The sequence below is a fragment of the Streptomyces exfoliatus genome (assembly GCF_000725545.1).
Taxonomy (GTDB): domain Bacteria; phylum Actinomycetota; class Actinomycetes; order Streptomycetales; family Streptomycetaceae; genus Streptomyces; species Streptomyces exfoliatus.
Genome location: NZ_JNZP01000015.1, coordinates 56087 through 82957 on the forward strand (window position 1 = coordinate 56087; position 26871 = coordinate 82957).

The 26871-nt window shown below is 71.6% G+C and carries 24 protein-coding genes and 1 riboswitch; of the genes, 7 read left to right on the forward strand and 17 right to left on the reverse strand.

The window, feature by feature from the left end:
* Positions 1-134 precede the first annotated feature (134 nt).
* Positions 135-401, reverse strand: coding sequence for an SCO1431 family membrane protein (locus tag IO20_RS41440; RefSeq protein ID WP_037635776.1), 267 nt, complete (start codon positions 399-401; stop codon positions 135-137).
* A gap of 129 nt (positions 402-530) precedes the next feature.
* Complete coding sequence (locus tag IO20_RS0117990) at positions 531-1943, reverse strand: C39 family peptidase (protein WP_030551972.1); 1413 nt, start codon at positions 1941-1943, stop codon at positions 531-533.
* A 181-nt stretch (positions 1944-2124) separates the two neighbouring features.
* Here IO20_RS0117990 and IO20_RS0117995 point away from each other — a divergent pair, with 181 nt between their 5' ends.
* A complete protein-coding gene (locus IO20_RS0117995) occupies positions 2125-2754 on the forward strand; it encodes a uridine kinase family protein (protein WP_030551970.1) in 630 nt (209 codons plus the stop codon).
* A gap of 309 nt (positions 2755-3063) precedes the next feature.
* Complete coding sequence (locus IO20_RS0118000) at positions 3064-4983, forward strand: AAA family ATPase (RefSeq protein WP_030551968.1); 1920 nt, start codon at positions 3064-3066, stop codon at positions 4981-4983.
* Here IO20_RS0118000 and IO20_RS36690 read toward each other — a convergent pair.
* From IO20_RS36690 to ribD, 10 genes are all read right to left on the reverse strand, one after another.
* Positions 4980-6020: a hemolysin family protein gene (locus tag IO20_RS36690; protein WP_051874547.1), complete on the reverse strand. Its 1041-nt coding sequence runs from the start codon at positions 6018-6020 to the stop codon at positions 4980-4982. The two genes, IO20_RS0118000 and IO20_RS36690, sit on opposite strands and share 4 nt — an antisense overlap.
* Complete coding sequence (locus IO20_RS0118010; protein ID WP_031127408.1) at positions 6017-7441, reverse strand: hemolysin family protein; 1425 nt, start codon at positions 7439-7441, stop codon at positions 6017-6019. The genes IO20_RS36690 and IO20_RS0118010 overlap by 4 nt, the downstream gene beginning before the upstream one ends.
* A gap of 265 nt (positions 7442-7706) precedes the next feature.
* A complete protein-coding gene (locus IO20_RS0118015; RefSeq protein WP_030551964.1) occupies positions 7707-8162 on the reverse strand; it encodes a PH domain-containing protein in 456 nt (151 codons plus the stop codon).
* Positions 8163-8206: 44 nt separating this feature from the next.
* Positions 8207-9055, reverse strand: a complete 849-nt coding sequence (gene hisG, locus IO20_RS0118020) for an ATP phosphoribosyltransferase (RefSeq protein WP_030551962.1) — start codon at positions 9053-9055, stop codon at positions 8207-8209.
* Between the two features lie 50 nt (positions 9056-9105).
* Positions 9106-9378 carry a phosphoribosyl-ATP diphosphatase gene (locus tag IO20_RS0118025; RefSeq protein ID WP_030551960.1) on the reverse strand — a complete coding sequence of 91 codons (273 nt, stop codon included), beginning with the start codon at positions 9376-9378 and terminating at the stop codon, positions 9106-9108.
* 35 nt (positions 9379-9413) lie between these two features.
* A complete protein-coding gene (gene ribH / locus IO20_RS0118030) occupies positions 9414-9899 on the reverse strand; it encodes a 6,7-dimethyl-8-ribityllumazine synthase (RefSeq protein WP_024760819.1) in 486 nt (161 codons plus the stop codon).
* Positions 9900-9930: 31 nt separating this feature from the next.
* Positions 9931-11208 (reverse strand): bifunctional 3,4-dihydroxy-2-butanone-4-phosphate synthase/GTP cyclohydrolase II, encoded by a 1278-nt coding sequence (locus IO20_RS0118035; RefSeq protein ID WP_030551958.1) that lies wholly within the window; start codon positions 11206-11208, stop codon positions 9931-9933.
* On the reverse strand, positions 11205-11795 hold the full coding sequence (locus tag IO20_RS0118040) for a nicotinamide mononucleotide transporter family protein (protein ID WP_051750802.1): 591 nt from the start codon (positions 11793-11795) through the stop codon (positions 11205-11207). The genes IO20_RS0118035 and IO20_RS0118040 overlap by 4 nt, the downstream gene beginning before the upstream one ends.
* Before the next feature lie 44 nt (positions 11796-11839).
* Positions 11840-12448: a riboflavin synthase gene (locus IO20_RS0118045; protein ID WP_030204412.1), complete on the reverse strand. Its 609-nt coding sequence runs from the start codon at positions 12446-12448 to the stop codon at positions 11840-11842.
* Positions 12449-12450: 2 nt separating this feature from the next.
* Positions 12451-13524 carry a bifunctional diaminohydroxyphosphoribosylaminopyrimidine deaminase/5-amino-6-(5-phosphoribosylamino)uracil reductase RibD gene (ribD, locus tag IO20_RS0118050; RefSeq protein WP_030551954.1) on the reverse strand — a complete coding sequence of 358 codons (1074 nt, stop codon included), beginning with the start codon at positions 13522-13524 and terminating at the stop codon, positions 12451-12453.
* Positions 13525-13699: 175 nt separating this feature from the next.
* Positions 13700-13829: riboswitch (FMN riboswitch) on the reverse strand.
* Between the two features lie 243 nt (positions 13830-14072).
* Between ribD and IO20_RS0118055 the strand changes: the two genes are divergently transcribed.
* Positions 14073-16442 (forward strand): chitinase C-terminal domain-containing protein, encoded by a 2370-nt coding sequence (locus IO20_RS0118055; protein WP_030551952.1) that lies wholly within the window; start codon positions 14073-14075, stop codon positions 16440-16442.
* 173 nt (positions 16443-16615) lie between these two features.
* Here the strand turns inward: IO20_RS0118055 and IO20_RS0118060 are convergent, their stop codons facing one another.
* Complete coding sequence (locus IO20_RS0118060; protein WP_030551950.1) at positions 16616-17740, reverse strand: ROK family transcriptional regulator; 1125 nt, start codon at positions 17738-17740, stop codon at positions 16616-16618.
* Positions 17741-17843: 103 nt separating this feature from the next.
* Here IO20_RS0118060 and IO20_RS0118065 point away from each other — a divergent pair, with 103 nt between their 5' ends.
* The 3 genes from IO20_RS0118065 to IO20_RS0118075 all read left to right on the forward strand — a co-directional run bounded on the left by IO20_RS0118065 (position 17844) and on the right by IO20_RS0118075 (position 21364).
* Positions 17844-19070: an MFS transporter gene (locus IO20_RS0118065; RefSeq protein WP_030551948.1), complete on the forward strand. Its 1227-nt coding sequence runs from the start codon at positions 17844-17846 to the stop codon at positions 19068-19070.
* A 121-nt stretch (positions 19071-19191) separates the two neighbouring features.
* Positions 19192-20592 (forward strand): uracil-xanthine permease family protein, encoded by a 1401-nt coding sequence (locus IO20_RS0118070; RefSeq protein ID WP_030551946.1) that lies wholly within the window; start codon positions 19192-19194, stop codon positions 20590-20592.
* A gap of 73 nt (positions 20593-20665) precedes the next feature.
* Complete coding sequence (locus tag IO20_RS0118075) at positions 20666-21364, forward strand: DUF5995 family protein (RefSeq protein WP_030551944.1); 699 nt, start codon at positions 20666-20668, stop codon at positions 21362-21364.
* Positions 21365-21370: 6 nt separating this feature from the next.
* On the opposite strand, the gene IO20_RS0118080 is transcribed toward IO20_RS0118075, so the two are convergent.
* Positions 21371-23068, reverse strand: coding sequence for a flavin monoamine oxidase family protein (locus tag IO20_RS0118080; RefSeq protein WP_030551942.1), 1698 nt, complete (start codon positions 23066-23068; stop codon positions 21371-21373).
* 60 nt (positions 23069-23128) lie between these two features.
* A complete protein-coding gene (locus IO20_RS0118085; protein WP_030551940.1) occupies positions 23129-23935 on the reverse strand; it encodes a carbon-nitrogen hydrolase family protein in 807 nt (268 codons plus the stop codon).
* 278 nt (positions 23936-24213) lie between these two features.
* On the opposite strand from IO20_RS0118085, the gene IO20_RS0118090 reads away from it, so the two are divergent.
* Positions 24214-24780: a hypothetical protein gene (locus IO20_RS0118090; RefSeq protein WP_030551938.1), complete on the forward strand. Its 567-nt coding sequence runs from the start codon at positions 24214-24216 to the stop codon at positions 24778-24780.
* Between the two features lie 105 nt (positions 24781-24885).
* On the opposite strand, the gene IO20_RS0118095 is transcribed toward IO20_RS0118090, so the two are convergent.
* Together IO20_RS0118095 and IO20_RS0118100 are read right to left on the reverse strand one after the other, a co-directional pair.
* Positions 24886-25341 carry an Lrp/AsnC family transcriptional regulator gene (locus tag IO20_RS0118095; RefSeq protein WP_030204433.1) on the reverse strand — a complete coding sequence of 152 codons (456 nt, stop codon included), beginning with the start codon at positions 25339-25341 and terminating at the stop codon, positions 24886-24888.
* 10 nt (positions 25342-25351) lie between these two features.
* A complete protein-coding gene (locus IO20_RS0118100) occupies positions 25352-26815 on the reverse strand; it encodes an amino acid permease (protein WP_030551936.1) in 1464 nt (487 codons plus the stop codon).
* Positions 26816-26871 lie beyond the last annotated feature (56 nt).

Here is a 26871-nt window from a genome sequence, read left to right on the forward strand (position 1 = left end):
GGCCGGGCGCTCCTCCCTGCCGGGCGCGGGCGTGCCGCGCGCGGGATCGCGGGGAGTATGCCCGCCCGTGGCCCGGGGCTCACGCGTATGACCGGCGGATCACACGGACGGAAGGCGTCCAGGGCCGCCCCGGCTCACATGAGGCCGGCGCGCGTGACGAGTACGGCGAGGAGGACGACCAGCGTCCACCCGAGGACGTGTTCGAGCAGCTTGGGCCCTCGGTCGTCGTCCTCGGGGCCGCCCGTCCGGGCGCGGATCAGCAGGCGGGTGTAGGTGGTGGAGGTCATGGCGACCACCTTGCGGTACGCGGAGGGCCCCGGGGTAGAGATGTCGGTCACGTCCCCCGGCCCCGCGCCGCCGCGCCGGGCGCCGCCGAGGGCCTCGGGAACCGCGCGCCGCAAGGCCGAGGAGCGTTCGGGAGGGGAAGACGGCGCCCCGCTCCTGTGCCGGAGACCACTGCGCCGCTCTCCCCTCCCCCCACCGTCGGACGGACGAGGCCCTCCGCCACGCACCCGAGTGCCGGACCCCGCTCACACCAGGCCGAGCGCCCGCAGCGCCCGGTGCTGGCCCGGGGTCGGCTCGACGGGCCAGTAGAGGTAGCAGACCCCGCCCGTACCGCCTCTGACCTTGCCGTTCGCGTCGTAGCGCTTCGTGCGGAGCCAGATGTTCTCCCACTCCCTGCGTCGGTAGATCCGGCGGACGGCCGCGTTGTCCGGTGACGCGGGGTCGTTGGCGATGACGTCGCCGTCCGCCGTGAAGCCGATGACGGTCATCAGGTGGCCCGCGGTGCCGTATCCCGCCCCCGTCAGCTCCTCCTTGCGGAAGGACTGGGACGTTATGGCCGGGATTCCGGCCTCGATCAGCGTCTCCAGTTCGGTGAGCGAGCGCAGCCGGGTGACCACCGCGTTCATGCCGGGGTACGAGGCCGCGTAGGCGGCGTTGAAGGGCCAGTTGCCGCAGCCCTCGTACTGGTGGTCGTAGGTGTGGCGGGCCGCGTGGCAGACCTGCGGGTCGGCGAAGGCCGGGTTCACCCAGGCCAGCTCCTCGGCCGAGGGCCGGCGCCCCCAGTACTCGACGATCATCTGCGAGGAGGTCGGGCTGCACCACGCCTCTCCGCCGTTGTCGTACTCGGGGTACTGCCCGACGTGGGTGTTCTGCGAGTAGCGCGGCACGATCAGTTCGCGGGCCGCGTCGGGCGCGGAGGCCGGAACCGTGAAGCGGTCCGGGATGTCCGACGCCATCGCGCCGAGCCGCCACACCGTCGGGGTGAGGCCGCTCCCCGGGGTGCGGTACAGCGTCAGGCGCAGCCGGTACGAGGCCAGCCGCAGCCCGCTCGCCGCGTCGTCGATCGCGAGGGTGTCGGTCCAGACGGTGCTCTTGCCGTCGGTCTGGTCGTCCACCGAGGTGCGCCGGATGTCACCGTCGCCGGAGGCCCAGCGGCCCAGGACGTACCAGGGGGTGGAGGTGCCGTCGGTGTAGGCGCCGGACAGTTCGACCTGGAGCCAGGTGCCGGGCGGGGTGTCGGCGTTCCAGGAGGCGATGACCTCGGTGGCGGGCACGGTCGGGGTGTGGACGGGCGAGGTCCAGCTCGCGTACTCCCAGGGGGAGGTCCGCCCGGTGTGCGGGTCGGTGTAGTCGGTGATCCCGGCGGGGGCGGCGAGGAGCAGGGCGGGGCGGCGGCCCGCGACGGCCCTGGTTCCTGCGGCGCTGCCGCATCTCCAGTCCGTGTACGAGGACCAGAAGCGGTTGTCGACGAGGCCGGGCGCGGGGGCGCGGCCCGGCGCGGCGTCGTCGGGCGCCGCGCGGACAGGGGCGGCGGTCGGGCCGCAGTCGCCGGCGCACTCGGCGGCGGACGCCGTGGCGGCGGCAGGAGCGGCGGCGGCCGTTCCTGCCGCCGCGAGGGCTGCGGCGAGGACGGTTCTGCGCGGGGTGGAGCTGGTCATGGGCGGTGACCCCCAGTCGAGAACGGTGGGCGTACGGATCTGCTGGGCGGGCCCACTATCCCGGCTCCCGGCCCGCGCCCGCCAGCACTTCGCCACGCGTCGCCGCACCAATATTGGTCTCGACCGCTGGCGGCGGTACCGTCCTGACCTGCGGCGGTCCCCCTCCCCTAGGCTGGGGCGCATGAACGACCTCGACCGCGCGGCGCACGCGCTGCTCCGGCTGCCGCCCTCCTGCGGCCCGGTCCGGCTGATCGCGGTCGACGGGCACGCGGGCTCCGGCAAGTCCACGCTCGCGGCCCGTCTCTCCACCGTCCTCGGTGACGCGCCCGTGCTCCACCTCGACGACCTCGCCACGCACGAGGAGCTCTTCGAGTGGACCGATCGGCTGCGCGAGCAGGTCCTCGCTCCCCTGGCGCGGGGCGAGGCGGCGTCCTACCGGCCGTACGACTGGGGGCTGCGGCGCTTCGGAGCGGCGCGGGAGCTGCCCCCGGCCCCGGTCGTGCTCGTCGAGGGCGTCGGCGCGGGCCGACGGGCGGTGCGGCCGTTCCTGGCGTGGCTGCTGTGGATGGAGCGAGGCGCGTCGGAGTCCTGGGCGCGGGGCCGGCGCCGGGACGGTCCGGACCAGGCCGTTTTCTGGGACGGCTGGACCGTGGCGGAGACTCGCCATTTCGCCGAGGACGCCTCCCGGCCCTTCGCCGGCACCTTGGTACGGGAGTGCGCGGAGGGGTACGACTGGCTTCCGGGGCCGGGTGTGACAGCGGGCGCGGACCAGATCATCACACACCGTGACGGCTCCCTGTCCGTGAACTGAGGGGCCGGAAGTCCGCTTTCGCAAGTGCCTCAACTCCGCTTGACCCAAGGGGCGTACAGGTCTTACGTTCTGAATGTGCGGCTTTTCGGAGCCGCCGCAGACACGAAGCCCCCGGTTGTTCCCCCGTGATCGGGGGCTTCGTTCTGCCTCTGACGGCCCTTTCCCGGGCCCTTCACGACCCCTGACGCTCACCCAGGGTCACCGCTTCCGGATCATGTGCTTCTCCTTAAGCGCACACCCCCTGCGCAGGTACGATGCCCCCAGGTGCGGTCAAATCCCGTCCATGCGTAGACGGTTGTGGGGGACCCGATGGACATCGGCACACAGGGCGCGCAGGCCCCCGCCGAACTCGCCTGGCTGCGCGGAGTCGACGCCTACACGATGGGCGCCTATCCGCAGGCGGAGGACGAGTTCCGGACGGCGGTACGGATCGACCCGGGGATGGCGGACGCCTGGCTCGGGCTGCACGCGCTCCGGGTCGACACCACGACCGCGTTGCTGCGCATGTACCGCAACCGCGACCGCTTCGGCGAACAGCGGTCCCGGTACCGGCGGGCCCTGAACTCCTGGTACTGGCTGGGCTGGTGGGTGCAGCCGGTCCTGGAGACCTCGCGCGACCTGCTGCTCGCCCACGCCTCCCACTGGCTCGACGGACGGCACGTGCCGGAGCTCGACCGTGCGCTCGCGGGGCTCCCGCCGGTCGACACCGACCCCCAGGTGCGCTTTCTGCACGCCTGCCGCTCCTATCTCGTCAAGGACTGGGACCAGCTCGTACGGCACACCGAGACCCTCGTCGACGACCCGCTGCTCGGCATCGAGGCCGGCCTGTTCGGCGGCATGGCTCGGGTCCGGCTCGAGATGTACGGCCAGGCCGAGCCGCTGCTCTCGGCCTCGCTGATGCGGTGCCGCAGCGAGCAGCCCCAGCGCAAGGAGCTGCGCTACTGGCTCGCCCGCGCCCACGAGGGCACCGGGCGCAGCGCCGCCGCCCTCCCCCTCTACCGGGCCGTGCACCGGATCGACCCGACGTTCATGGACACGGCCGCCCGCCTCGCGGCGATCGCCGAGTACGACGGCTTCGACGGGTACGACGGCGTGGAGGACCCGGCCGGGCTGGCGACGGTCGCCCTGGGCACCCTCGGCGGGGGCCTCGGCCAGGACGCCGTGGACACCGCGCCGGGCGCGGAGCCCGACACCGGGCCGCTGGGCGACGGGCTGCGGCTCGCCCCCGAACCCGTACCGCCCGCGGCGCCGGTCACACCTCCGGAGACCGTACGGCAGAAGGCGCCGCTGCCCTCGCAGCCGGTGCCGCCGCGCTTCCCGGCGGGGCCCACCGATCCCGTACGGCTCGCGGAGGCGCTCGCCGAGCTGGAGGGCATGGTCGGCCTGGAACCGGTGAAGCGGCAGGTCAAGGCACTGTCCGCGCAGCTGGAGATGGCACGGCTGCGGGCCGGTCAGGGCCTCCCGGTCCAGCCGCCGAAGCGTCACTTCGTCTTCTCCGGCCCCTCCGGCACAGGGAAGACCACGGTCGCCCGCATCCTCGGCCGGGTCTTCTACGCCCTCGGCCTCCTCGGCGGCGACCATCTGGTGGAGGCCCAGCGGGCCGATCTGGTCGGCGAGTTCCTCGGACAGACCGCGATCAAGGCCAATGAGCTGATCGACTCGGCGGTCGGCGGGGTGCTCTTCGTGGACGAGGCGTACGCGCTCTCCAACACCGGATACAGCAAGGGCGACGCCTACGGGGACGAGGCCCTCCAGGTCCTCCTCAAGCGGGCCGAGGACAACCGCGACCACCTCGTGGTGATCCTGGCCGGCTACCCCGAGGGCATGGACCGGCTGCTCAGCACCAACCCGGGGCTGTCCTCCCGGTTCACCACCCGCGTCGACTTCCCCTCGTACCGGCCGCTGGAACTGACCGCCATCGGCGAGGTGCTCGCGGCGGCCGACGGGGACGGATGGGACGAGGAGGCACTGGAGGAGCTGCGTTCGATCAGCGCGCACGTCGTCGAGCAGGGCTGGATCGACGAGCTGGGCAACGGGCGCTTCCTCCGCACCCTGTACGAGAAGTCCTGCGCCTACCGCGACCTGCGGCTCTCCGGATACCCGAACACCCCGACCCGCGAGGACCTCGCCACCCTCCGGCTCGCGGACCTCATGCAGGCGTACGGCGAGGTCCTGTCGGGCCGCGGTCCGATCGACCGCGGCCCTCGCGAGGAGCCGCCGGGGTACTAGACCGACGCGGGCCGGACCCGGTGCGCGGGGTCGCGGACCTCGCCCACCAGGGTCTCCAGGACGTCCTCCAGAGCGACCAGGCCCAGGACCCGGCCCGAGCCGTCCGCGACCTGTGCCAGATGGGTGGCGGCGCGGCGCATCACGGTGAGCGCGTCGTCGAGCGGCAGTTCGGCGCGGAGCGTCGCCATCGGTCGCCACAGCCGCTGCGGCACGGCCCGCTCCCGGTCGTCCAGGTCGAGGACGTCCTTGACGTGGACGAAGCCCATCAGGGTGGTGCTCCCCTCGGCGTGGACCGGGAAGCGGGAGTACCCGGTGCGTACGGTCAGCTCCTCGATCTCGCGCGGGGTGACCGTCGGCGGGACCGTGACCAGGGAGGCCCGTGCGATGAGGACGTCCGTCACCGGGCGCGTGCCCAGTTCGAGGGCGTCCTCGAGGCGCTCCTGCTCGGCAGGTTCCAGCAGCCCGGCCTGCCCCGCGTCCTCGACGAGCCGACCCAGCTGGACCCTGGTGAAGACCGCCTCCACCTCGTCCTTCGGCTCGACCTTGAACGCCCGCAGGACGAGCCGGGCGCAGGCTCCGAGCGCTGCCGTCACCGGACGGCACAGCCGGGCGAAGCCGACCAGACCGGGGGCGAGCCAGAGCGCGGTCCGCTCGGGCGCGGCCATCGCCAGGTTCTTCGGGACCATCTCGCCGATGACGAGGTGGAGGAAGACGACCGCGGCGAGGGCGATGACGTAGCCGAGCGGATGGATGAGGCCCTCGGGGACCCCGACCGCGTGGAAGACGGGTTCGAGGAGACGGGCGACGGTCGGCTCGGCGACGGCGCCGAGCGTCAGGGAGCAGACGGTGATGCCGAACTGGGCGGCGGCCATCATCTGCGGCAGGTTCTCCAGACCGTGCAGGACCTTCATGGCGCGGGCGCCGCCGAGCGGTTCGATCTGGCTGCGGCGGACGGAGACGAGGGCGAACTCGGCTCCGACGAAGAAGCCGTTGGCCAGGACCAGGAAGACGGCGAAGAGGAGCTGCAGGGTGCTCATCGGACGCCCTCCGCGACCAGCGAGGCGGAAGCGGGCGCCGCGACCGGGGCCGCGAGCGGGTCCCGGTGCTTCGCCGGGTCCAGGTGCGTGGGCCGGTCCAGGTCCGCGCTCGGCTCCGTCCGTACGAGGCGTACACGCTCGGCGCGATAGCGGTCGACCTGACGCACCGAGAGCCGCCAGCCCGGGAGCTCCGCCCGGTCGCCGGGGGCGGGAATGCGGCCGAGGAGGTCGGCGACCAGCCCGGCGACGGTCTCGTACGGCCCGTCGGGTACGTCGAGGCCTATCCGGCGCAGGGCGTGGACCCGGCAGGAGCCGTCGGCGTCCCACGCGGGCCGGCCCTCCTCCGCGGGTGCGGCGGCCAGCTCCGGCCGCCCGTCGGCCACGGTGTCGTGCTCGTCGCGGACCTCGCCGACGAGTTCCTCGACGATGTCCTCGAGGGTGACGACACCGGCGGTGCCGCCGTACTCGTCGACGACCACCGCGATCGGCTGCTCCCTGCGCAGCCGCTCCAGGAGGGTCTGGGCGGGCAGCGTCTCGGGCACGAGGAGCGGGGGGACCGCGATCCGGCCGACGGGGGTACGCAGCCGGGCGTGCGGCGCGACGGCGAGCGCGTCCTTGAGGTGGACCATGCCGACGATCTCGTCGATGCGCTCCCGGTAGACCGGGAAGCGCGAGAGGCCGGTGGCGCGGGTGAGGTTGAGGACGTCGGCCGCGGTGGCGTCCCACTGGAGCGCGCTGACCTTCACGCGCGGGGTCATGACCTGCTCGGCGGTGAGACCGCCGAGGCTCAGGGTCCGTACGAAGAGGTCCGCGGTGTCCTGTTCGAGGGCGCCTGCCAGGGCCGAGTGGCGGGCCAGGGAGACCAGCTCACCGGGGGTGCGGACCGAGTCGAGCTCCTCGGTGGGCTCGACGCCCAGGAGCCGCACCAGGCGGTTGGCGACCCGGTTGAGCAGGGAGATCACCGGCCGGAAGAGCGTGGAGAAGCGGCGCTGCGGGGTGGCCACGAAGCGGGCCACCTGGAGCGGCCGGGAGACCGCCCAGTTCTTCGGTACCAGCTCGCCCACCACCATCTGGACGGCGGAGGCGAGCAGCATCCCGATCACCACCGAGATCCCCGAGACGGCCCCTTCGGGCAGCCCGGTCGCGGTGAGCGGCCCGTGAAGGAGGCCGGCGAGCGCGGGCTCGGCGAGCATGCCGACGACGAGGGAGGTGAGCGTGATGCCCAGCTGGGTGCCGGAGAGCTGGAAGGACAGCTCGCGCAGGGCGGTGACGACGGTGCGGGCACGCCGGTCGCCGGCGGCCGCGGCCCGCTCGGCCTCGGCGCGCTCGACGGTCACGAGACCGAACTCGGCGGCCACGAAGAAGCCGTTGGCGAGGATCAGGAGGAAGGCCGCGACGAGCAGCAGGAGGGAGACGATCATGCCGCCGCCTCCGGAGAGGGGGCGGCGCAGGTATTGCCGGACGATCCGTCCATTGCTGGAGGGAGTCACTCCTCGGGTCGAAGGGTGGCCTCGCGGGCCGTGACGACGGCCCTGCACGTGCGAGGCGGTGGTGCCGCTCGGCACCACCGCCTCCAGATTAGCCATGTGCGCGCCCCGAGGGGCAGGGGGCCGGCCCCGGATGGGGGACGGACCGGGGTTCTCCCGGCGGGGTCCCGCCCGCCGGACGCCCCTTCGCCCCAGGGGGTCAGGCCGCCTGCTCCGCACCCGTCCCGTGGGCGTCGGCGAAGGCCCGCAGGGCGCGGGCGTCCCGGATGGCCGCCTCCTTGGCGACACCGGGCTGGATGCCGAGCGCCGGCAGGCTGGTGCCGTCGCTCAGGTCGAGGAACACCCAGGGGTCGCCGGGGCGGAGGTTGACCTTGAGGATCTCCGCCCAGGCGAGGTGCCGGGTCCGGGTGATGTTGACGACCGTGACGCCCTCGTCGTCGGCGACGACCTTGGGACGGCTGAGCAGCACGAGGACTCCGGAGAGCAGCGCGGCGGTGAAGACGAAGCTGACGCGCTCCCCCGGTCCGAGCCGCTCCAGCATCAGCGCGACCGCGGTGATGACGACGAACATCACGCACGCCATGGTCAGCAGGATGACCCGGGTGCGCCCGGGACGGAAGGTGACCGGCAGGGCGGGCGTCGTGGACTCGGACATCGGGGTTCCTCAGTGCCTGGTGGTACGTGCGGGCCGGGCAGCCGTCAGAGGCGGCAGGCGTGGATGGCGGTGGTGAGGATGGCGCGGGCGCCGATCTCGTACAGGTCGTCCATGATCCGCTGCGCCTCCTTGGCGGGGACCATCGCGCGGACGGCGACCCAGCCCTCGTTGTGCAGCGGGGAGACGGTCGGCGACTCCAGGCCCGGGGTGAGGGCGACGGCCTGCTCCAGGTGCTCGGCGCGGCAGTCGTAGTCCATCATCACGTACGACCGTGCGACCAGGACGCCCTGGAGGCGGCGGAGGAACTGCTGGACCTGCGGGTGGTCGTCCGGGGCGCCGTGGCGGCGGACGACGACGGCCTCGGAGGTCAGGATCGGCTCGCCGATGACCTCGAGGCCCGCGTTGCGCAGGCTGGTGCCGGTCTCCACGACGTCCGCGATGACCTGGGCGACGCCCAGCTGGATCGCGGTCTCGACGGCGCCGTCCAGGTGCACGACGGAGGCGTCGATGCCCTGGTCGGCGAGGTGCTTGGCGACGATGCCCTCGTAGGAGGTGGCGATCGTCATGCCGCCGAAGTCCTCGGGGCCGTTCGCCGTGCCCGGGCGGGTGGCGTACCGGAATGTGGAGCGGCCGAAGTTCAGCGCGAGGATCTCCTCGGCGCTGGCGCCGGAGTCCAGGAGCAGGTCACGGCCGGTGATGCCGATGTCCAGCTTCCCGGAGGCGACGTAGATCGCGATGTCCTTCGGGCGCAGGTAGAAGAACTCGACCTCGTTGTCGGGGTCGATGACCACCAGTTCCTTGGACTCCTTGCGCTGGCGGTAGCCGGCCTCATGGAGCATTGCCGACGCAGGTCCGGAGAGGGAACCCTTGTTGGGAACGGCGATGCGCAGCATGGGGTGAGCTTCCTTTGCCTGGGAGTGGTGGGGAGAGCGGTGGGCGGTGCTCAGAGGTGGGCGTAGACGTCGTCGAGCGAGATCCCGCGGGCGACCATCATCACCTGGACGTGGTACAGCAGCTGCGAGATCTCCTCGGCGGCCGCTTCCTTGCCCTCGTACTCGGCGGCCATCCAGACCTCGGCGGCCTCTTCGACGACCTTCTTGCCGATGGCATGGACGCCCTTGTCCACCAGCTCCGCGGTGCGGGAGGTGGCAGGGTCGCCGGTCTCGGCCTTGAGCTTGAGCTCGGCGAAGAGCTCTTCGAAGGTTTTGTTCGCCATGATGGTCCTAAGAGTACGGGGTGAGGATGTGCTACCTAGCGCCAGGGTTCGCTGACCGTGCGCAGCGTCGTCGCGGTCGCGACGGCGGCGGTGACGGCCTCGTGGCCCTTGTCCTCGCTGGAGCCCTCGAGGCCGGCCCGGTCGAGGGCCTGCTCCTCGTTGTCGACGGTGAGGACGCCGAATCCGACGGGTACGCCGGTGTCGATCGAGACCTGGGTGAGGCCGTGGGTGACGCCCTGGCACACGTACTCGAAGTGCGGCGTTCCGCCGCGGATGACGACGCCGAGCGCCACGATGGCATCGTAGCCGCGCCCGGCGAGGACCTTCGCCACGACCGGGAGCTCGAAGCTGCCGGGAACGCGGAGCAGGGTGGGCTCGTCGATGCCGAGCTCGCTGAGGGCGCGCAGGGCGCCGTCGACGAGACCGTCCATGATCTTCTCGTGCCACTGCGCCGCGATGACCGCGACCCGCAGGTCGCCGCAGTTCTTCACGCTGAGGACGGGTGCGCCCTTGCCGCTCATGTCTCTCCTTGAACCGTACGAAGTGAGGGTTTTACTGGTTGCCGCAGGTGGAGGCCGGGGAGCCGTCCAGCCAGGGCAGGTCGTGGCCCATCCGGTCCCGCTTGGTGCGCAGGTAGCGGAGGTTGTGCTCGCCGGCCGTGACCGGCATGGGCTCCCGGCCCTCGACCCGCAGGCCGTACCGGGTGAGGGCGTCGATCTTGTCGGGGTTGTTGGTCATCAGGCGAAGACCGCGGACGCCGAGGTCGACGAGGATCTGCGCGCCGGCCGCGTAGTCGCGGGCGTCGGCGGGCAGTCCGAGTTCGAGGTTGGCGTCGAGGGTGTCGCGGCCCTGTTCCTGGAGCTCGTACGCGCGCAGCTTGGACAGCAGGCCGATGCCGCGGCCCTCGTGGCCCCTGAGGTAGACGACGACTCCGCGGCCGGCCTCCTGGATGCGGTCCATGGAGGCCTGGAGCTGGGGGCCGCAGTCGCAGCGCAGCGAGTGGAAGATGTCGCCGGTCAGGCACTCGGAGTGGACGCGGACGAGGATGTCCTCGCCGTCGCCGATCTCGCCGTGCACCAGGGCGACGTGCTCGACGCCGTCGACGGTGGAGCGGTAGCCGTACGCGGTGAAGTCGCCGTGCGCGGTGGGGAGCTGGACCTCGGCCTCGCGGCGCACGGTCGGTTCGGCGGAGCGCCGGTAGGCGATCAGGTCCTCGATGGAAATGATCGTCAGGCCGTGCTTGCGGGCGAAGGGGACCAGCTCGGGCAGGCGCAGCATGACGCCGTCCTCGCCGGCGATCTCGACGATCGCTCCGGCCGGGCGGAGGCCCGCGAGGCGGGCCAGGTCGACGGCGGCCTCGGTGTGGCCGTTGCGGGTGAGGACGCCGCCGGCCTTGGCGCGCAGCGGGAAGACGTGGCCGGGGCGGACGAAGTCGGAGGGCTCGTGGGAGCCGCTGGCCAGCATGCGCAGGGTGGTGGCGCGGTCGGCGGCGGAGATGCCGGTGGTCACGCCGTGGGCGGGGGACGCGTCGACGGAGACGGTGAAGGCCGTCCGCATCGACTCGGTGTTGTTCTCGACCATCTGCGGGAGCTGGAGGCGCTCCAGCTCGTCGTCCTCCATGGGCGCGCAGATCAGACCGCGGCACTCGCTCATCATGAAGGCGACGATCTCGGGGGTGGCCTTCTCGGCGGCGATGACGAGGTCGCCCTCGTTCTCGCGGTCCTCGTCGTCGACGACGACGACGGGCCGGCCGGCGGCGATGTCGCGGATGGCCTGCTCGACGGGGTCGAGGGCGAGGTCGGTGACGTCCCAGATGGGCAGCGCGCTCATGCCGTGGCTCCTTCCAGAGCGGAGGTCGTGCGCGTCCTGAGCCACCAGTCGCGCATGCCCCAGATGACGAGGGCGAAGTAGATGACGTAGACGAGGCCGGAGAAGGCGAGGCCGCTGTTGAAGGCGAGCGGGACGCCGACGAGGTCGACGAGGAGCCAGGCGAACCAGAACTCGACGAGGCCGCGGGCCTGGGCGACCATCGCGACGAGGGTGCCGACGAAGATGTACGCGTCGGCCCACGGGCTCCAGGAGAGCGACGGGTAGAGGGTGAAGAGCCCGCCGACGGCGAGGGTGCCGAGGACCGCGCCGGCGAGGAGCAGGCCGCGCTCCTTCCAGGTGGCGAAGCGGACGGCGATGGAGCCGTCCTGCGCCTGCTGCTTCCCGCGGTTCCACTGCCACCAGCCCCAGGCGGCGACGCCGATGACGAGGAGCTGCTTGCCGACGCCGCCCGCGAGGTCGGCGGAGGCGTAGGCGCCGACGAGGATGAGGCCGGAGAGCAGCTGGGCGGGCCAGGTGAGGATGGAGCGGCGCCAGCCGAGCGCGAGCGCTATGAGCCCGATCGTGTTGCCGATCATGTCGGACCACATGATGTGCTGGTCGAAGACGGTGAACGCCTCGGAGTTGAGCCAGTTCACTTGCCGTTCTCCTTGGCGTCGGTGCCGAGCAGCCGCTCGACGTACTTGGCGATGACGTCCACTTCGAGGTTGACCGGGTCGCCGCTCTTCTTGGTGCCGAGCGTGGTCAGGTCGAGGGTGGTGGGGATGAGGCTGATGGTGAACCAGTCGTCGGCGACCTCGACGACGGTGAGGCTGACGCCGTCGACCGTGATCGAGCCCTTCTCGACGACGTACCGGGAGAGGTGGGCGGGCAGACCGACCTTCACGAGCTCCCAGTGCTCGGACGGGGTCCGCTCCAGGATGGTGCCGGTGCCGTCCACGTGGCCCTGGACGATGTGACCGCCGAGGCGGCCGCCGACGGCCATCGGGCGCTCCAGGTTGACGCGGGAGCCGACGCCGAGGGCGCCGAGGCTGGACCGCTTGAGGGTCTCGGCCATGACGTCGGCGGTGAACTCGCCGTCGCCGAACTCGACGACCGTGAGACAGACACCGTTGACGGCGATGGAGTCGCCGTGCTGGGCGCCTTCCGTGACCAGGGGGCCGCGCAGTCGGAAGCGGGAGGCGTCCTCCAGCTGCTCGACGGCGACGACCTCGCCCAGTTCTTCGACGATTCCGGTGAACACGGTCAGGCTCCCTTGAGGGTGGCGGTGATGCGGATATCGGATCCGATATTCGAGATATCGGTGATGTCGAGCCGCAACGCTTCGGTGATGGTGCTGATTCCGGCGTCGGCGAGGGCCGCGGGGCCCGCGCCGAGGAGGACCGGGGCGAGGTAGCCGACGACCTGGTCGACGGCGCCCGCGGCGACGAAGGCGCCCGCGAGGGTGGGGCCGCCTTCGAGGAGGACGGAGCGGACACCGCGCGCGTGGAGGGCTTCCAGGAGGGCGGGGACGGAGAGGCCGCGCTCGGCCCGGGGAAGGCGTACGACGTCGGGGAGGGCCGTCTCGGCCTCCTCGGCGACCGCGATCAGGGTGGGGGCCGCGTCGTCGAGGATCCGGGCGCCGGGCTTCACGGCCGTGGCCTCGGTGTCGACGACGACCCGGAGCGGCTGCACCGCCTCGTCCATGCCGCGTACGGCCAGGTGGGGGTCGTCGGCGCGGGCGGTGCCGGAGCCGACGACGACGGCGTCGGCCTCGGCGCGCAGCCGGTGGACGTCGGCGCGGGACTCGGCGGAGGTGATCCAGCGGGAGGTGCCGTCGGCGGCGGCGATCCGGCCGTCGAGGGTGGCGGCGTACTTCCAGCGGACGAAGGGGCGGCCGTGGCGTACGGAGGTGAGCCAGGCGATGTTGACCGCCTCGGCCTCGTCGGCGAGGACTCCGGAGGCGACCTCGACTCCGGCGGCGCGCAGGGTGTCGGCACCGCCGGTGGCCTGCGGGTTCGGGTCGCCGACGGCGTACACGACCCGGCTGATCCCGGCCTCGGTCAGGGCCTGCGCGCAGGGGCCGGTGCGGCCGGTGTGGTTGCAGGGTTCGAGGGTGACGTAGGCGGTGCCGCCGCGGGCGAGGACGCCGGCCTCGCGCAGTGCGTGGACCTCGGCGTGCGGGCCTCCGGCGCGCTGGTGCCAGCCCTCGCCGACGGGGTGTCCCGAGGCGTCGGTGATGACGCAGCCGACGACGGGGTTGGGGCTCGTGGAGCCGAGGCCACGCGCGGCGAGCTCGACGGCGCGTCGCATGGCGGTGATGTCGGCCTGCTGGGCCACCGGGTCCTCCTGCCTCTTCGGGCACGGACTCCGGGGCCTGTCGATGACGACAGAGAGCGGGAAGGACGCCTCGCACAGGGTGCGCCGAGGCCGCGGTCTCACAGGTACGCCGGATGTACTGCTCCACGGCGACCAGCGGACGTACGGCCGGCACACCCCTGAAAGGGGTCACCCGCCGCGCACTGCCTCCCATCCGGACTTTCACCGTCGGTCCAGGAATCTCACCTGGTCAACCGGCCGCTGGCTGCGGACGGGTCGCGGACTATACCGCCGGTTCGGAATTACACCGACCCCGGAGTGCGCTGCTGCTGATACAGGGCCAGTCTGCCACGGACGCCGCGAGGCCATGCGGCCGAGGCCCTGTGGGCTGGCTCACACGACCCCCCGGACGACGACTTTGGTCCAGACCTATTGACGCACTGGTCTAGTCCTCTTAATCTCCGTGTCACCTCCGAGGTAACGGTCCTGCGGCGTGCGCACTCCACGGGCCCAACACGACCCACCCCCTTGTTCGTTGTGTTTCCCAGCCTCCCCAGGAGGAACCGATCGTGTTGTCCCCCACCACGAAGAGAGCCTCGCTGCTCGCGTCCGGCGCGGCCGTCGCCGGCCTGCTGCTCAGCTCGCTCGCCGGCGGCGTCTCGTACGCGGCCGACAACGAGACCTGTCGCCCCGACGGGCTCTACAAGACCCCGGGCGTCGACGTCCCGTACTGCTCGGTCTACGACACCGAGGGCCGCGAGAAGATGGGCGCGGACCACCAGCGCCGGGTCATCGGCTACTTCACCGGCTGGCGCACCGGCAAGAACGGCGAGCCCGCGTACCTCGCCAAGGACATCCCGTGGGAGAAGATCACCCACATCAACTACGCCTTCGGGCACATCGGCGGGGACAACAAGCTCTCCGTCGGCGCGGACGGTCCGAACAACGCGGCCACCGGGATGACCTGGCCCGGTGTCGCCGGAGCCGAGATGGACCCGTCGTACGCGTACAAGGGCCACTTCAACCTGCTCAACAAGTTCAAGAAGCAGCACCCGGACGTGAAGACGCTGATCTCGGTCGGCGGCTGGGCCGAGACCGGCGGCTACTTCGCGGACAACGGTGACCGGGTGAACTCCGGCGGCTTCTACTCGATGGCCACCAACGCCGACGGTTCGGTCAACCAGGCCGGGATCGACACCTTCGCCACCTCGGCCGTCGACTTCATCCGGAAGTACGGGTTCAACGGCGTCGACATCGACTACGAGTACCCGACGACCATGAAGGACGCCGGAAACCCGCTCGACTGGCAGTTCGCCAACGCGCGCCGCGCCGGACTCGTGCAGGGCTACGCGGCCCTCATGAAGTCCCTGCGCGAGAAGCTGGACACGGCCGGCGCCACCGACGGCAAGCACTACCTGCTGACCGTCGCCGCCCCGTCCTCCGGCTACCTGCTGCGGGGCATGGAGACCTTCCAGATGCAGAAGTATCTGGACTACGTCAACATCATGTCCTACGACCTGCACGGCGCCTGGAACGAGTACGTCGGGCCCAACGCCTCCCTCTTCGACGACGGCAAGGACGGCGAGCTCGCCGCGGCCAACGTCTACGGCTCGGCGCAGTACGGCAACATCGGCTACCTCAACACCGACTGGGCGTACCACTACTTCCGCGGCTCCATGCCGGCCGGCCGCATCAACATCGGCCTGCCCTACTACACCCGCGGCCACAAGAACGTCCAGGGCGGCACGGACGGCCTGTGGGGCAAGGCCTCCGCGACCACCTGCCCGGCCGGTGCCGGTCTGACCAAGTGCGGTGACGGCGCGACCGGCATCGACAACCTGTGGCACGACAAGGACACCAACGGTGTCGAGTCGCCCGCCGGCTCCAACCCGATGTGGCACGCCAAGAACCTCGAGAAGGGGATCGTCGGCGACTACGTCACCCGGTACGGCTTCCCGGCGACCACCACCCTGACCGGCACCTACGCCCGCAAGTACGACTCGACCCTGGTCGCGCCGTGGCTGTGGAACGCCCAGAAGAAGGTCTTCCTCTCCACCGAGGACGAGCAGTCCGTGGCCGCGAAGGCCGACTACGTGGTCGACCGCGGCATCGGCGGCACCATGGTCTGGGAGATGGCCGGCGACTACGCCTGGAACGCCACCAAGGGCCAGTACGAGATGGGCTCCACGCTCACCTCGCTGATGTACGACAAGTTCAAGGCGGCCACCCCGTACGGCGCGAAGAAGTCCAACAAGGCGCTGCCGACGCAGGCCGTGAACATCGACGCGCAGTTCACCGAGTTCAAGCTCGGCGACTCGAACTACCCGATCACGCCGAAGATCAAGATCACCAACAAGACGGCGTCGACGCTGCCCGGCGGCACGGAGTTCCAGTTCGACTACTCCACCTCGGCCCCGGCCAACGCCTCCGACCAGTCCGGCTTCGGCACCAAGGTCATCAGCAGCGACCACACGGGCTCCAACGTGGGCGGCCTGAAGGGCGACTTCCACCGCGTCTCCCTGAAGCTCCCGGCCTGGCAGTCGCTGGCCCCCGGCGCCACGGTCGACCTGGCGTTCAACTACTACCTGCCGGTGTCCACCCCCTCCAACTGGACGGTGAACATCAACGGCACGACGTACGCCCTCGCCGGTGACCTGGCGCGCGGTACGACGGTGGTGGAGCCCGGCTCCACGACGCCGCCCACCACGCCGCCCACCACCCCGCCGACGACTCCCCCGACCACGCCTCCGACGACCCCGCCGACCACGCCGCCCACCGGCAGCTGCACCGCCCCGGCGTACGTGGCCGGCACGGTCTACAACGCGGGCAACGAGGTCTCCCACAAGGGCAAGAAGTGGAAGGCCCAGTGGTGGACCCAGAACGAGGAGCCGGGTACCACCGGCGAGTGGGGCGTCTGGAAGGACCTCGGCACCTGCTGACGCGCCCCCACTGACACCACCCGCAGAAGACTCCCGGCGGCGGATATCCACGGCCCTTGCCGCCGCCGGGCCCCTCAGCGCCGCGCCCCCCTGTCCGGGGCGCGGCGCCGGCGCGTTTCCGGGCCCTGCGGGACACGGCCCTGCGGGACACCCGCCCCGCAGGAACACCCGCCCTACGGGAACAGCGCGTCCTGGGCCGCGTCGCGGGCCCTGAGCAGGGCGCCGCGAAGGACCGCCGCGTCCCCGAGCGCGGTCGCGCGGACCTCCGTGCGCAACGGCGACAACCCCGAGAGCGCCGACCGGACGCGGGCGGCCAGTTCGACGCCGCCCTGGTGGCCGGTCTCGCCGGCGAGGACCACGCAGCCGGGGTCCAGGACGGCGGCGACGGCCGCCGCGCCGACGGCGAGGTGGCGGGCGAGCGCGTCGAGGAACGGGCCGTGGCCCGAGGTGAGGGCGCCCGCCGGGTCGAGTCCGTGGGTGACGGCGAGGGCCGAGACGGCGGCCGCGCAGACCAGTTCGTGGAAACCGCCGTCGCAGCCGGTGCCCGAGGGCAGCCCGGAGGTGCCGGGCACGGGCAGGAAGCCGATCTCGCCGGCGCCGCCCGAGGCCCCGCGGCGGAGCCGTCCGTCCAGGACGACGGCGGCGCCGACGCCCTGGCCGAGCCAGAGCAGGACGAAGTCCTCGCGGTCGCTCGCCGCCCCCTCGCGCAGTTCGGCCACGGCGGCCAGGTTCGTCTCGTTCTCGACGAGGACGTGGGCCGGCAGCCTGTCCTGGAGGACGCCGACGAGCCGCCGGTGCCAGGCGGGCAGGCCCGTGGAATCGCGCAGCTCGCCGGTGTCCGGGTCGATGAGCCCTGGCGCGCCGACGGCCACGGTGTGCAGCCGGTCGGCGCCGGCCTCCTTCGCGGTGCGCTCCAGGAGGGTGACGGCCTTCTCCACGGCAGGGCCCGTGCCGCCGTCGTCGCCGACGGGTGCGGAGGCCTCGGCGAGGGTGGTGCCGAGCAGGTCGGAGACGGCGACGGAGACGGAGCGGGTGCGTACGTCGAGCGCGGCGAGGTGCGCGCGGTCGGCGACGATCCCGTACAGCCTGGCGTTGGGGCCGCGGCGCTCCGCGCCGGACTCCCCGACGACATGGACGAGCCCGGACTCGCTGAGCCGCTCGACGAGGTCGGCGACGGTCGGGCGGGAGAGCCCGGTGAGCGTCTTGAGCTGGGTGGCCGTCAACGGGCCGGTGTCCTGGAGCAGGCGCAGGGCGAGCCGGTCGTTGATGGCCCGTGCGGTGCTCGGGGATGCGGCCATGCGGGGATCCTCTCAGACGCGATTCCCGTGCGGATCCCCTGCGGACTATTTATCAGGCAGGGTCCCTGATAGTTTACCGCTCACCACGACACAGGGGGGCCACATGGCGCCGGACACCGTCCACAGCATCGAGCGTCTGCGGCGGGCGCGCTTCGCCGTCGCCGCGGTCTTCTGCGTCCACGGCGCGGTGACCGGCAGTTTCGCGACCCGCATCCCCTGGATCCAGGAACACGCGGGCGTCAGCGCGGGACAGCTCGGACTCGCCCTCGCCTTCCCCGCCCTCGGCGCCTCCCTCGCCATGCCGCTCGCCGGAGCCGTCAGCCACCGCTTCGGCGCCCGTACGGCCCTGCGCGGCCTGCTCGCCCTGTGGACGCTCTCCCTGACGCTGCCCTCGCTCGCCCCGAACGTCTGGGGCCTCTGCGCCGTGCTCTTCGTGTACGGCGCGACCGCCGGCATGTCCGACGTGGCGATGAACGCGCTCGGCGTCGAGACCGAGAACCGGCTCGGCAAGTCCATCATGTCGAGCCTGCACGGCATGTGGAGCGCGGGTGCGCTCATCGGTTCCGCGGCCGGCACGGTCGCCGCCCACCTCGGCGGCGACGCCCGCCTCCACCATCTGATCGCGGCCCTGGTCCTGACCGCCCTCGGGCTGCTGTTCTGCCAGGGCGTCCTTGACGTGCACAGCACCCCGGACGCGGAGGCGCCGCCGCGCTTCTCGCTGCCGCCGAAGTCGGCGCTGATCATCGGCGCGGTCGGCTTCTGCGCGGTGTTCGCCGAGGGCGCCAGCCTCGACTGGTCGGCCGTCTACCTCCGGGACGAGCTGGGCAGCTCCGCCGGGCTCGCGGCCGCCTCCACCACCGCCTTCGCGCTGACGATGACCATCGCGCGGCTCGCCGGCGACCGGGTCGTGGACCGCTTCGGCGCGGTCCGTACCGTACGGGTCGGCGGTGCCGTCGCCACCCTCGGCGGGGTCCTCGTCGTCCTCGCCCCGCACGCCGCCGTCGCGATGGCCGGATTCGGTCTGATCGGGCTCGGAGTCGCGGTCGTGGTCCCGCTCGCCTTCGCGGCGGCCGGGCGCAGCGGCCCGAACCCCAGCCAGGCCATCGCGGGCGTCGCCACCATCACGTACACCTCGGGGCTCATCGCCCCTTCGGCGATCGGCGGCATCGCCGACGTGACCTCCCTGGTCTTCTCGTTCGGCCTGGTCACGCTGCTCGCCCTGGGTCTCGTCGTCGGCGCGGGCGTGCTCAGGAGCGCCGACCGGAAGGCGACGCCGGCGCCGACGCCCGACGGGGCTCCGGCGAAGACCTCCGGGCCGGTCGGGGGCTGACCTCCGGCCCCGCCGGGGGCTGACCTCCGAGACGCGTCCTGACCGGCGGCGGCGCATAGCATGTGGCTGATCTTTTGCGGTCACGACACGGCCGCCGGAACCGGAGAACGGGAGCGACCTCATGAACCTCGGCGTGCGCTGGACCCTGCACGGCGACGGGCGAACACCCGCTCCCGGAGCCGTCGTCCGCCCGGACGAACGGCTCTCCTGGCCCCGTACGGCCGGTCTCGGCGCCCAGCACGTCGTCGCCATGTTCGGGGCGTCCTTCGTCGCCCCGGTCCTCATGGGCCTCGACCCGAACCTCGCGATCATGATGTCCGGTGTCGCGACCGCGATCTTCCTGCTCGCGACCCGTGGCACCGTCCCCTCCTACCTGGGCTGCTCGCTCTCCTTCGTCGGTGTCGCCGCCGCCATCCGGGCCTCCGGCGGCAGCAGCGCCACCGTCACCGGTGCGATCCTCGTCGTCGGCGCGGTGCTCTTCCTCGCCGGTCTCGCGGTCCGCAGGTTCGGCGCGCGGATCATCCACGGGGCGATGCCCCCGATCGTGACCGGCGCCGTCGTCATGCTGATCGGCTTCAACCTGGCCCCGGTCACCGCGTCGACGTACTGGCCGCAGGACCAGTGGACGGCCCTCCTCGTGATGCTGTTCACCGGTCTCGCCGTCGTCTGTCTGCGCGGCTTCTGGTCCCGGATCGCGATCTTCCTCGGTCTGATCTTCGGCTACGGGATCTCCTGGGTCTTCGACCTCGTCTTCGGGAAGATCCACTCCATGTCCCCGAGCGGGCAGGTCACCGACCACTGGCGGCTCGACCTCTCCGGAGTGTCCAAGGCCGACTGGATCGGCCTGCCCTCGTTCCACGGGCCCAGCTTCGAGTGGTCCGCGATCCTGGTCGCGCTGCCCGTCGTCATCGCCCTGATCGCCGAGAACGCGGGCCATGTGAAGGCCGTCGGCGAGATGACCGGCGACGACCTGGACGACCAGCTCGGCACCGCGATCGCCGCAGACGGCGCGGCCTCGATGCTGTCGACGGCCGTGGGCGGCCCGCCGAACACCACGTACTCGGAGAACATCGGCGTCATGGCCGCCACCCGGGTCTACTCGACCGCCGCCTACTGGGCCGCCGCCGGCTTCGCCCTGCTCTTCGGCCTCTGCCCGAAGTTCGGCGCGGTGGTCGCCGCCATCCCCGGCGGTGTCCTGGGCGGCATCACCGTGATCCTGTACGGCATGATCGGCCTGCTCGGCGCCCAGATCTGGATCAACGCCAAGGTGGACCTGCGCAATCCGCTCAACCTGGTCCCCGCCGCCGCCGGCATCATCATCGGGGTCGGCGGGGTGAAGCTGACCTTCTCCGACACCTTCGAGCTGGGCGGCATCGCGCTCGGCACGATCGTCGTCATCACCGGCTACCACGTGCTGCGCGCCTTCGCCCCGGCCCACCTCAAGGAGCAGGAGCCGCTGCTGGACTCCGGGACCAGCTCGTACGAGAGCACGTCGGGCGAGGAACCGCTGTCGAAGAACTGAGTGATTCGCCCGTTCTGGGTAAGCCGGGCCGCGGGTGTTCCCTCCGGGGCCCGGCTGCTGGGACGCTGCCCCCATGGCGCAGACCACGCAGATCGGGCAGTTCACCGCGGTCGACCCGGTGGTCGAGCGGATGCGTGTCATCCGCTCGGCCTGGCATCCCACCGACGGCGTCGCCGTCTTCAACCGGGTCTATCTGACGGTCACGGAGGAGATCGGCCACGCCATCGAGTCCGGCACCTTCGCCGACCGCCGGGCGGCCGCGACCCTGGACGTGCGCTTCGCCGAGCGCTACCTGTCGGTCGTCGACTCCGTCGCCGCCGGCGCCCCCGCCCCGGCGTGCTGGCGGCCGCTGTTCCACTACCGGCGCCACCCCGGCGTACGACCGCTGCAGTTCGCGCTGGCCGGGATCAACGCGCACATCGGGCACGACCTGGCCCTCGCCGTGGTCGACACCTGCCGGACGCTGGAGTGCGCCCCGGAGGACCTGGAGGACGACTTCGACCGCGTCGGCGACATCCTCGTCCTCCTCGAGGAGCGGATCCGCGAGGAGGTCATGCCGGGTCCCGACCTGCTGGAGATCACGGACCCGCTGACACATCTGCTGGGCTGCTGGAGCCTGGAGCGGGCCCGCGACGGGGCCTGGCTGGCGGCCCGCTCACTCTGGCAACTGCGCGAACTCCCCGACCTGGCCGAGGAGTTCAGGGAACGCCTCGACCGGTCGGTGGGCCTCGTCGGGCGGATGCTGCTCACTCCGCTGGGCCCGCGCGACTGAGTCCGCTCAGTCCTCCGGCAGCTCGACCGGGGCGATCTCGTCGTACACGTCGCCCGGACCCGGGTTGGTGGCGTCGGTGCCGCCGCCGAAGTGGTGCATCACGCCCCAGACCGCGTTGAGCGCCGTCTGCACCGCGCCCTCGGCCCAGCCGGCCGTCCAGGAGATGTCGTCACCCGCGAGGAAGATGCCCCGCTTGTCCTCGGGGAGGCGATCCTGCATGAAGTGCGTGAACAGGCGCCGCTGGTAGCGGTAGTGGCCCGGCAGGTTCGCCTTGAAGGCGCCCATGAAGTAGGGCTCGTTCTCCCAGGAGACCGTCACCGGGTTGCCGATGATGTGCTTCCGGATGTCGACCTTCGGGTAGATCTCGCCGAGCGACTTCAGCATGACCTCCATCCGCTCGTTCGCGGAGAGCGGCAGCCACTTCAGGCTGTCGTCGCACCAGGTGTACGAGAGGCAGATGGTGGCCGGCTTGTCCGGTCCGTCGTCCAGGAGGTACGTGCCGCGGGTCATCCGGTCGGTCAGCGTCATCGACATGACGTCCCGGCCCGTCTCCTCGTCCTTGTCCAGCCAGAACGGCCGGTCCACGGGGACGAAGAGCTTCGACGACTCCATGTAGTGGGTGCGCTCGATCGCCGTCCAGTGGTCGATCGGGAAGAGCGAGTCGTCACAGGCGATCTTGGACAGCAGCATCCAGGACTGGGCGGTGAAGATCGCCGCCTGGTACGTCCGGATGTCGCCGGAGGCGTCGGTGACGGTGATGCGGTTGCCGGCGGTCCGGTTCAGCCGGGTCACGGCCGGCTTCGGGACGCCGTCGTGGAGCGAGCTGAGCGAGGTGCCCTGCGCCCAGTGGACGATCTTCTCCGGCTCGCGCTCCCACAGCCGCAGCGGCAGCTGCTGAGAGCCACCGACGATGCCGCGGTGGTGGTCGTCGGCCTCGGTGTAGACGACGCGGAGGATCTCCAGGATGGAGTTCGGGAAGTCGGTGTCCCAGCCGCCGGTGCCGAAGCCGACCTGGCCGAAGATCTCACGGTGCCGGAAGGACTTGAAGGACTCCGACTCGCAGAGGAAGCCGTAGAAGGTCTGGTTGTCGAGCTTCTCGACGAGCTTCGACCAGATCTCACGGATGCGCGGGACGTCGCGCTCGCGCATGGCCTGGTTCATGTCGGAGAAGTCCGCGCCCTCGTCCAGACAGGCGTTCCACGCGTTCATCACGTCGCGGTAGACCTGGGGGAGGTCGTCGACGGTGGTGGCGTAGTGCGACTCGCCCTTGAGGTCGACGACGGTCGACGGGGTCGACTCGGCGAGCGGGTTCGGGAAGGGCGTGGTCTCCAGGCCGACCAGGTCGATGTAGTGCTGGAGCGCGGTCGACGAGGGCGGGAAGCGCATGGCGCCCATCTCGGCGGTGAGGCCCTCGGTGGCGGTGCCCTCGAAGCCCACGGTCCGCAGCCGGCCGCCGATCTGGTCGGCCTCGTAGACGACGGGCTTGAGGCCCATCTTCATCAGCTCGTACGCGGCGATGATGCCGGAGAGCCCGCCGCCGATGACGGCGACCTCGGTGCCGTGCTCGGTCGCCGGTATCTGGCCGAGCCCGGCCGGGTGGGCCAGGAAGTCGTCGTACGCGTACGGGAAGTCCGGACCGAACATGGTGATCGGCGGCTGGCCGTCGCTGTGCGGAACGGCGGTCGTGGGCACCGTGGACGTCATGGGGTACGGACTCCTTGCGCGGAAAAGGAAAGGCAGGTCGGGAAGGGCGGGGAGGGCGGCTCAGACGAGGGAGCCGTAGAGCCCGGGGCGACGGTCGGCGAGGTAGGGGTTGTTCTTCCGGGAGGCCGCCAGGAAGTCGGGGTCGACCTCGCCGAAGACCAGGTCCTCGCCACGTCCGGCGCGGGCGCGGGCGGTGCCGTCGGGGCCCGCGAGGGTGGAGAGGCCGACGAACTCGAACTCGCCCTCGGGACCGGTCCGGTTCACGTACGCCACGTACATCTGGCTCTCGAAGGCGCGGACGGGGATCACCGACTCGGCGACGAACTGGAAGGGGTGCATCTGCGCGGTCGGGACGACGAGGAAGTCGGTGCCGGCGAGCGCGTGGGACCGGACGTTCTCCGGGAACTCGACGTCGTAGCAGATCAGCATGCCGACACGGACGCCGTCGACCTCGGCCTGGACGACCGTCAGGTCACCGGGGGTGAACCACTTCTGCTCGAAGCAGCCGAACAGGTGGGTCTTGCGGTAGTTCGCGAGGAAGGTGCCGTCGGCGCCGACGAGCCGGGCGGAGTTGTAGAGCACCCCGTGCCGCTCGGTGTCCCGCTCCGGGTAGCCGTAGACGATCGCGAGGCCGTGGCGGACGGCGAGCGCGGCGACGGCGCGCGCGGAGGGGCCGTCGGCGGGCTCGGCGAGCTTGGGGACGTCGTCGCCGATCGCGTACCCGGTGAGGAAGAGCTCCGGGGCGACGAGGAGGCCGGCGCCGGTGGCCGCGGCGCGGCCGGCGGCCTCGTCGAGGACGGCGAGATTGGCGGCCACGTCACCGGGCTGTCCGGAGCTCTGGAGCAGGGCGGTGCGCAGCGCGGGCATCGGCGGTCCTCGGAGTGTCTGAAGGGGGAGGGAGACGTCAAAAACGGTACGGTTCCGGACTCCACCGGGACAAGGCGGCAGCGTTGCGGACCGACCGTCGAACCGTTGCGCGGTCGACGGGTGGGGCGGCGATTCGTTGCGTACGCCTCCACCGGGGGTCGCAGGGCTCCCCCGCCGCACGGCGGAGACGGGACCGTCCTCGGGCCCGACGACGTGTCGCGGCGGTCGCGGAAGAGTGGTGGTCGTCCGGTTGACCTGCCGAAAGGACCGAAACGACCATGAAGCGCCGTACGAAGATCATCGCCGTCGCCGCCGCCTTCCTGATCATCGCGGGGGCCACCGGTTCCGCCGTCGCCTCGGGGGAGGGCGCGGACGGCGTGTCGGCCGCGCGGACCGTGCAGCGGGAGGCCGCCGCGCTGACCGGCACGGCGAAGCTGTACCGGCCGGCCGGGGACGACATCACGTTCTCCTTCGACGCCCACCTGGCCGAGGGGGACCGGCAGGATCCGATGAAGGCCACCGGCACGTTCCGCTTCAGCCACTACAAGGGCGACTGGGGCGGGTACGCGAAGGTGAAGGTCGACTGCCTCGCCACGGGCGGCAAGGTGGCCGTCGTGTCCGGGGTCGTCGTCGAGACCGATGTGAAGGAGTTCCGGAAGGCGCGCGTCGGGGTCACGGTCCACGACGACGACGCCGGCGACCGGCTCGGCTACACGTGGATGACGGCCGATCCGCAGAAGGACAAGGTCCCGCCGTGCGTCAGCGGCGCGCCGTTCGAGAAGATCCAGGAGGGGACGGGCGACTTCCGGGTCACGCCCTGGGAGTTCGTCTACCCGACCGAGTAGAGCGGCCACCCATGGACCGCCCCACGGGGGTGGGCGGGCGAAGGGCGGTGCGGGAACCACGGCCCGCACCGTCCCGATCGCCCGATCCCCGGGGGCTGCGCGGAGCTACGCGGGCGAGCCCGAGGAGAAGCGTCGCAGCAGCGGCGACAGCACCAGGACGGACTTGGTGCGCTCCACGAAGGGTTCGCCCGCGATCCGCTCCAGGACCCGCTCGAAGTGCCGCATGTCCGAGGCGAAGACCTGGACGACGGCGTCCGCGTCGCCGGTGACGGTCGACGCGGACACCACTTCGGGATACCGCTCCAGGCCTCGCCGGATGTCGTTCGGCGAGGTGTTGTGACGGCAGTAGATCTCGACGAAGCCCTCGGTCTCCCAGCCGAGCGCCGCCGGGTCCACCCGGACGGTGAAGCCGGTGATGGCCCCCTCGGCCCGGAGCCGGTCCACGCGCCGCTTCACGGCGGGCGCGGAGAGTCCGACGAGCGAGCCGATGTCGGCGTAGCTGCGGCGGGCGTCTTCCGCGAGGGCGTGGACGATGCGTTCGTCGAGGTCGTTGAGTCGCACTACGGGTGGATCACTTCTGCTCGGAAGCCAGTCGGGAGCGGCGCATGCCGTACAGGAAGTAGAACACGAGACCGGCGGCCATCCAGCAACCGAAGACCACCCAGGTGACGGTGTCCAGGCTGAACATGTTGTAGGCGCAGAAGCCGAAGCCGAGGACCGGGAAGACCGGCCCGAGGGCGACCTTGAAGGTGCGCGGCATGTCGGGGCGCGTGTAGCGGAGCACGATCACCGCGACGTTGACCAGGGCGAAGGCGAACAGCGTGCCGATGCTGGTGGCGTCGACGAGCTTGCCGAGCGGGATGACCGAGGCGAGGGCGCCGCAGAACAGGGACACGATGACCGTGTTCACGCGCGGGGTGCCGGTCTTGGGGTTGACCTTGGCGAAGACCTTCGGGACGAGGCCGTCGCGGGACATCGCGAAGAGGACGCGGGTCTGGCCGTAGAGGACGGTCAGGACGACGCTGGCGATGGAGATGACGGCGCCGAGGGCGAGCAGCGTGCCCCAGAAGGTCTGGCCGCTGACGTCGTTCATGATCGCGGCGAGGGTGGCCTCGGAGCCTTCGAAGTCCTTCCAGTTCCAGGCGCCGACGGCGACGGCGGCGACGAGGACGTAGAGGACGGTGACGATCAGCAGGGAGAGCATGATCGCGCGGGGCAGGTCCCGCTTGGGGTCCTTGGCCTCCTCGCCGGCGGTGGAGGCGGCGTCGAAGCCGATGTACGAGAAGAAGAGGCTGGCGCCGGCGGCGCTGACGCCCGCCATGCCGAGCGGCATGAAGTCCTCGTAGTTGCCGGACTTGAAGCCCATGAAGCCGATGGCGCAGAAGAGCACGAGCGCGGCGATCTTCACGAAGACCATGATCGTGTTGACGAGCGCGGACTCACGGGCGCCGCCGAGCAGGAACACCATGGCGAGCAGCACCACGATGAGGCCGGGCAGGTTGATCACGCCGCCCTCGCCCGGGGCCGAGGAGAGCATCGCGGGGATGGTGACACCGAGGGTGCCGTCGAGCAGCTCGTTGAGGTACTCGCCCCAGCCGACGGCCACGGCGGCGACGGAGACGCCGTACTCGAGGACCAGACACCAGCCGCAGACCCAGGCGACGAGTTCGCCCATGGTTGCGTACGCATACGAGTAGGAAGAGCCCGCGACCGGTATGGTGCCGGCCAGCTCCGCGTAGGAGAGCGCGGAGAAGAGCGCCGTGAGTCCGGCGATGACGAAGGCGAGCGTGACCGCGGGGCCGGCCTTCGGGACGGCGTCGCCGAGCACCACGAAGATGCCCGTGCCCAGCGTGGCGCCGATGCTGATCATGGTCAGCTGCCACATCGAGAGCGAGCGGCGGAGACTGCCGCCCTCACCCTGCCCACCCTCTGCGACCAGCTGTTCCACCGGCTTGCGGCGGGTGAGAGCGCCAAGAGCGGAGGTCTTGGGGGTGGTCGTGTCATCGACCGGCGGGGCTGCGCCTTGATCCAGCACTGCGGAGGCTCCTTATCGCTGCCTGTGGGTACGGAGACGACCGCAGCGGTACGTGG

Coding starts and splice junctions, on each gene's coding strand:
- IO20_RS0117990 (WP_030551972.1), bottom strand. CDS start 1,943: ATGACCAGCTCCACCCCGCGCAGAACCGTCCTCGCCGCAGCCCTCGCG.
- IO20_RS0117995 (WP_030551970.1), top strand. CDS start 2,125: ATGAACGACCTCGACCGCGCGGCGCACGCGCTGCTCCGGCTGCCGCCC.
- IO20_RS0118000 (WP_030551968.1), top strand. CDS start 3,064: ATGGACATCGGCACACAGGGCGCGCAGGCCCCCGCCGAACTCGCCTGG.
- IO20_RS36690 (WP_051874547.1), bottom strand. CDS start 6,020: ATGAGCACCCTGCAGCTCCTCTTCGCCGTCTTCCTGGTCCTGGCCAAC.
- IO20_RS0118010 (WP_031127408.1), bottom strand. CDS start 7,441: ATGATCGTCTCCCTCCTGCTGCTCGTCGCGGCCTTCCTCCTGATCCTC.
- IO20_RS0118015 (WP_030551964.1), bottom strand. CDS start 8,162: ATGTCCGAGTCCACGACGCCCGCCCTGCCGGTCACCTTCCGTCCCGGG.
- hisG (WP_030551962.1), bottom strand. CDS start 9,055: ATGCTGCGCATCGCCGTTCCCAACAAGGGTTCCCTCTCCGGACCTGCG.
- IO20_RS0118025 (WP_030551960.1), bottom strand. CDS start 9,378: ATGGCGAACAAAACCTTCGAAGAGCTCTTCGCCGAGCTCAAGCTCAAG.
- ribH (WP_024760819.1), bottom strand. CDS start 9,899: ATGAGCGGCAAGGGCGCACCCGTCCTCAGCGTGAAGAACTGCGGCGAC.
- IO20_RS0118035 (WP_030551958.1), bottom strand. CDS start 11,208: ATGAGCGCGCTGCCCATCTGGGACGTCACCGACCTCGCCCTCGACCCC.
- IO20_RS0118040 (WP_051750802.1), bottom strand. CDS start 11,795: ATGTGGTCCGACATGATCGGCAACACGATCGGGCTCATAGCGCTCGCG.
- IO20_RS0118060 (WP_030551950.1), bottom strand. CDS start 17,740: ATGGCCGCATCCCCGAGCACCGCACGGGCCATCAACGACCGGCTCGCC.
- IO20_RS0118065 (WP_030551948.1), top strand. CDS start 17,844: ATGGCGCCGGACACCGTCCACAGCATCGAGCGTCTGCGGCGGGCGCGC.
- IO20_RS0118070 (WP_030551946.1), top strand. CDS start 19,192: ATGAACCTCGGCGTGCGCTGGACCCTGCACGGCGACGGGCGAACACCC.
- IO20_RS0118075 (WP_030551944.1), top strand. CDS start 20,666: ATGGCGCAGACCACGCAGATCGGGCAGTTCACCGCGGTCGACCCGGTG.
- IO20_RS0118080 (WP_030551942.1), bottom strand. CDS start 23,068: ATGACGTCCACGGTGCCCACGACCGCCGTTCCGCACAGCGACGGCCAG.
- IO20_RS0118085 (WP_030551940.1), bottom strand. CDS start 23,935: ATGCCCGCGCTGCGCACCGCCCTGCTCCAGAGCTCCGGACAGCCCGGT.
- IO20_RS0118090 (WP_030551938.1), top strand. CDS start 24,214: ATGAAGCGCCGTACGAAGATCATCGCCGTCGCCGCCGCCTTCCTGATC.